Annotated in this window: 5 protein-coding genes and 2 pseudogenes; 1 reads left to right on the forward strand and 6 read right to left on the reverse strand. The window is 33.1% G+C overall.

Features of this window, described 5'->3' with window-relative positions:
* The 3 genes and pseudogenes from LOK41_RS27460 to LOK41_RS27470 all read right to left on the reverse strand — a co-directional run.
* Window positions 1-137: pseudogene (locus LOK41_RS27460) on the reverse strand (DDE-type integrase/transposase/recombinase); the annotation flags it as partial.
* Window positions 138-140: 3 nt separating this feature from the next.
* Window positions 141-329: an RNA chaperone Hfq gene (gene hfq, locus LOK41_RS27465; protein ID WP_241819274.1), complete on the reverse strand. Its 189-nt coding sequence runs from the start codon at window positions 327-329 to the stop codon at window positions 141-143.
* Window positions 326-1,183, reverse strand: coding sequence for a hypothetical protein (locus tag LOK41_RS27470; protein ID WP_241819275.1), 858 nt, complete (start codon window positions 1,181-1,183; stop codon window positions 326-328). Before LOK41_RS27470 ends, hfq begins: the two co-directional genes overlap by 4 nt.
* A gap of 161 nt (window positions 1,184-1,344) precedes the next feature.
* On the opposite strand from LOK41_RS27470, the pseudogene LOK41_RS29405 reads away from it, so the two are divergent.
* Window positions 1,345-1,428, forward strand: a pseudogene (locus LOK41_RS29405) (IS6 family transposase); the annotation flags it as partial.
* 116 nt (window positions 1,429-1,544) lie between these two features.
* Here LOK41_RS29405 and LOK41_RS27475 read toward each other — a convergent pair.
* The 3 genes from LOK41_RS27475 to LOK41_RS27485 all read right to left on the reverse strand — a co-directional run bounded on the left by LOK41_RS27475 (window position 1,545) and on the right by LOK41_RS27485 (window position 4,160).
* Entirely contained in the window at window positions 1,545-2,414 is an 870-nt protein-coding gene (locus tag LOK41_RS27475; protein ID WP_241819276.1) for an alpha/beta fold hydrolase, read from the reverse strand.
* A 313-nt stretch (window positions 2,415-2,727) separates the two neighbouring features.
* A complete protein-coding gene (gene fabZ / locus LOK41_RS27480) occupies window positions 2,728-3,153 on the reverse strand; it encodes a 3-hydroxyacyl-ACP dehydratase FabZ (RefSeq protein WP_241819277.1) in 426 nt (141 codons plus the stop codon).
* 17 nt (window positions 3,154-3,170) lie between these two features.
* The gene (locus LOK41_RS27485) at window positions 3,171-4,160 is read right to left on the reverse strand and encodes a ketoacyl-ACP synthase III (RefSeq protein WP_241819278.1); all 990 of its coding nucleotides are present in this window, start codon (window positions 4,158-4,160) and stop codon (window positions 3,171-3,173) included.
* Between the last annotated feature and the right edge of the window lie 95 nt (window positions 4,161-4,255).

Raw genomic sequence — 4,255 nt, forward strand, 5'->3', positions numbered from 1 at the left:
AAGTGCTTTGCAGCCTTCCGATCTCTTGTTTTGCTTAGGCAAAAATCGATTGTGTTTCCTTTCGAATCAACAGCACGATACAGGTACATCCATTGCCCTTTTACTTTAATATATGTTTCATCAACTCTCCAAGAGTCTTTTTAAAGAACAACCGTTGAAATAGCTTGTTTATAGATCAATTGTTGGTTCCCGTTATTTAAAATCAATACCGTGAATTTATCTACTGCAAGAATCTTACCAGGTACTCTGAAACCGTTCATTAAGATGATCATAACTTCTTTTTTTGTCTCTATTGCTTGCTGATACAAATCCTCTTGAATATTAATCATTTAGATGGTTGCAACTCCTTTATTTTTTTAGAATCGTTCATGGCTTCTAAAAAAGCATATTCTTTTACCGTCATTTCAACGGTTGGACAATATTCGGTTTTTGATAATTTGTGAAGTAACACAAGGTTATTGCTTAATTTTTTTATCATGTCAGCTAATGTAATTTGATCTACACCATACTCAATAACTGGATTTAAAAATACATCTAAGTTGATGAGACTTGGTTCAATGAGAGAAACAATTTCTTGTACTTTTGGTAATATAATTGCTTCATATCGCTTTTGGAATGATTCTAAGTCCTTTGGATCGAGCTCATTTTCGCATAACTTTCTAAAATCTGCCACTCGAATATCATTTTTTAACTCATCAATACGTTTTTGATAAAACGCTTGATCAAAACCGTCTTTATCTGCAATATCAAAATGAAGCTCTGTCTGCGATCTACGCTTTTTTTTGTAAAAATCCATGAGGATTTGTTCTTTTGAATTAAACATCATAACAAAGACTGTTCGTTCTAAATTCGTGACTTGGTTGACGACACTTAGTGTTTCATCTAATACTTTTTCTCGTTCTTCATCACTTAACTTTCGAATAGAGGAAGGAACAAGGGTTTTTATATTTTCAAATGCTTCTGATACTAGGATACGTTGAAGCGACACCTGGGCGATGTCCGGTAAACAAGGATTTGTTGTTCTATCGAGAAGAAACAAATCTTTAATTGCTCGTACTATATGTTTGATTTCTTTTTGAGCCTGCCGAATTTTCTCTATACTTCGGTCAACATATTGTGGTTGTTTTAGGCGATTGAAAATATACTCACGTCTTTCTTCGAAATGTTGCTGTAAAAGTGACATAGTTGTTTCCTCTCTCCGATTTTCTGAATTGACTAAACTTTCCTTTTATATTGTATCATCAAACTTTATGAATTAGGGGACAGTAGCAAAGTTTATTTAAATAGACAAAGTTTGAAAGTGCATATCAGACAATCAGAATCGAATATTCTTTACCAAGGTAATTGTCAAAACGAAACCGAAGTCTTGGCTCAGACTTCGGTTTTTCGACATACAATGAATTACAGGAGCTACTAACAATCGCATAAAATGTACAACTTTTTGTTGGCACCACTTAACCTTAACAAAACTTCGCAACAGAACCCTTCATAATAATCTTCGATTACTTTCCAATCAATTGGTTTTGTAAATAACTCATCGATTTTTATAACGATGCCATAAAAGGAAGCATAGCGTTTAAAACTGACTCTTTGTTTTGCATATGTAAAGCATGACCTACATTGTTAATTTTAATGTGGGTTGCTTTAGGTAAGAGATGTAATGCTTGTTTAGCATCTTGGTCTCTTATTAACCCTCCAAATTTAGGATCGCTTTGAAGAAGTAAAACAGGACATTGAATTTTAGGAAGTAATCCCTCTATTTTATATTCAGCATAGGTTTCATCAAAGCGTTCAAGAACAGCTGTAAGTACCTCTGGGTCAATTTGACTTAAACTTGTTGCTATAAAATTAAATAAAGGATTATCTTCCCCAAATACTTTAGAAGCAAGAACCATGTTTTTTTGATTTGGAATTGAGATTAAAAACTTTTGTTTTAATTCCGAAAGGATATATTCGACTGATTTAGTTTTTGCCAGGTCTCTTTGTAAAATCATCATTTCTCTATTGCCTTCTGTAGTACCTTCTTTTAGAACTTCTAATGAAATTGGGGAATCTCCAATAATTAATGCTTTAACAAGGTCTGGATGATGCACTGAAACCAAGATGCTGATCATTCCTCCAAGAGAATGACCAAATACAATTGCAGGCTTCTCAATACAGGATTTGATAAAACAGGATATATCAGGAACATAATCTTCTATTAGGTAATTTGAATTAATGTTATCTGATTTACCATGACCGCGTAAGTCAACTGCGTATAAATGCCAATGTTGCTCAAGTTCAGGAAGTATAGATTGAAATGACTGCCATCTTGAAGTAGCTGCATGAAGAAATAGTAGAGGTGGTTTAGATGAATTACCACCTTCTGCATAATTTAGATTAACAAATCCTGTATTAAAAACTTTTTCAATCATTTAGAACTCTCCTTTATTCTTATCTATTGTTTTGGTGAAATTTTACAACAAACCATAACTTTTGAGAAGAATTCTTTATTAATAAAGAAAATTTTCATTTTGGGGGTATTTCAAAATATTAGCTTGATAGCGATGTGGTGCTACCCTATGTCCTCGAACGTTATCCCATTTTTCTAAACAACCAACACTAGCTAGTATATAAAATGAGTACATTCAATCTTTATGGTACTCAATGTAACAATTGGATTATATAAATCAATTGCACTTTTCCAATAACTATTTACCGTTTGTTGAATTTCAAAAGCAATTTGTATTAATCACCAAATGCAAATATCAATTCTGTTTCACATACTAAATCTCCTTCAACAGTTGCAATCCCCTTACCTTTCCCGATAGGACCTTTTAAACGAGTGATTTCAACTTCAAACCGGAGCTGATCTCCGGGTTTTACTTGCTGTTTAAAACGACATTTATCTATGCCTGCTAAAAGCCCTAATCGTCCTTGGTTTCCTTCTTTAGTTAGCATCACAACTGCACTTACTTGGGCTATTGCTTCTACAATTAATACACCAGGCATAACTGGATAATTTGGAAAGTGCCCATTAAAAAATTTTTCATTTGCTGCCACATTTTTTATTCCAATTGCTCTTTTTCCTTCTTCTAATTCCAAGATCCTATCCACTAAAAGAAATGGATAGCGATGTAAAATAATATTCTTAATCTGTTGATTATCTAACATCACAATGCCCCCATTTTTTATAACTTATTTATATTCCAAGTTAGTATAAGACCTAAATGTGTAAGTCCTCCTCCAAAACCATATAATAATAATGTATCTCCATATTGGACTTTCCCTTCTTCTATTCCCAGATTTAATGCTAATGGAATCGAAGCAGATGAGGTATTTCCAAAATACTTCATACTAGTCAATGTTTTTTCTATAGAAAATCCTGATTTTTCACATATTGATTCAACCATCCTTAGATTAGCACTGTGCGGTATAAACCAATTAATATCCTCTACGTTTAAACCTGTCTTGAACAATAATTGTTGTATTCCTATTGGCAAAGTACGTGATGCCCATTTATATACTTCCCTTCCGTTCTGAACCATTTTTCCAGTTGTGTTTAAAGGTTTACCATCCATAGTAGATGCAAAGGTTGTTCTATAAACATTAATGCCACCATCACCAGTAGTTCCCATATGACAAGCAAGGAAACTAGGATTTTCCTTATCATATTCGACTAGCACAGCACCAGCACCGTCCCCAAATAGAATACAGGTAGTTCTATCTTTATAGTCAGTTACTTTTGATAAAGTCTCAGTTGCAACAACTAGAATCTTTTTATGTGCTTCGGATGTAACTAAGTTGTTAGCTAAGTGAAGAGCATATGTAAAACCTGCACAAGTAGCATTTAAATCAAAAGCTCCTGTACAAGGGATATTAAAATGACTCTGAATTTGACATGCCACACTAGGAAATGCATAGTCAGGAGTTGTAGTTGCTACTATAATGCAATCAACATCTTCTAAATCTTTATTATATTTTTTAATTAAATTCTCTATAGCATTAAAAGCTAAATTGGAAGCATATTCTTCGTCCCCTGCAATTCTCCTTTCCTTCATACCAGTTCTCTGAACAATCCATTCATCATTAGTATCCACCATCTTTTCTAAGTCTTCATTTAATAATTTCTTTTCAGGCACATACGTACCAATAGCTGTAATACGGGCTTTAGATTTAATCATAAAACTACACCTCATTTTTCTTTTTGTTTTAATTATATCACCTAGTATTAGTACTTGGTATAAAATAATAGAAAAATAAAGTGAAGTTAAAC

The sequence above is a fragment of the Bacillus sp. TL12 genome (genome assembly GCF_022625245.1).
Classification (GTDB): domain Bacteria; phylum Bacillota; class Bacilli; order Bacillales; family Bacillaceae_G; genus Bacillus_A.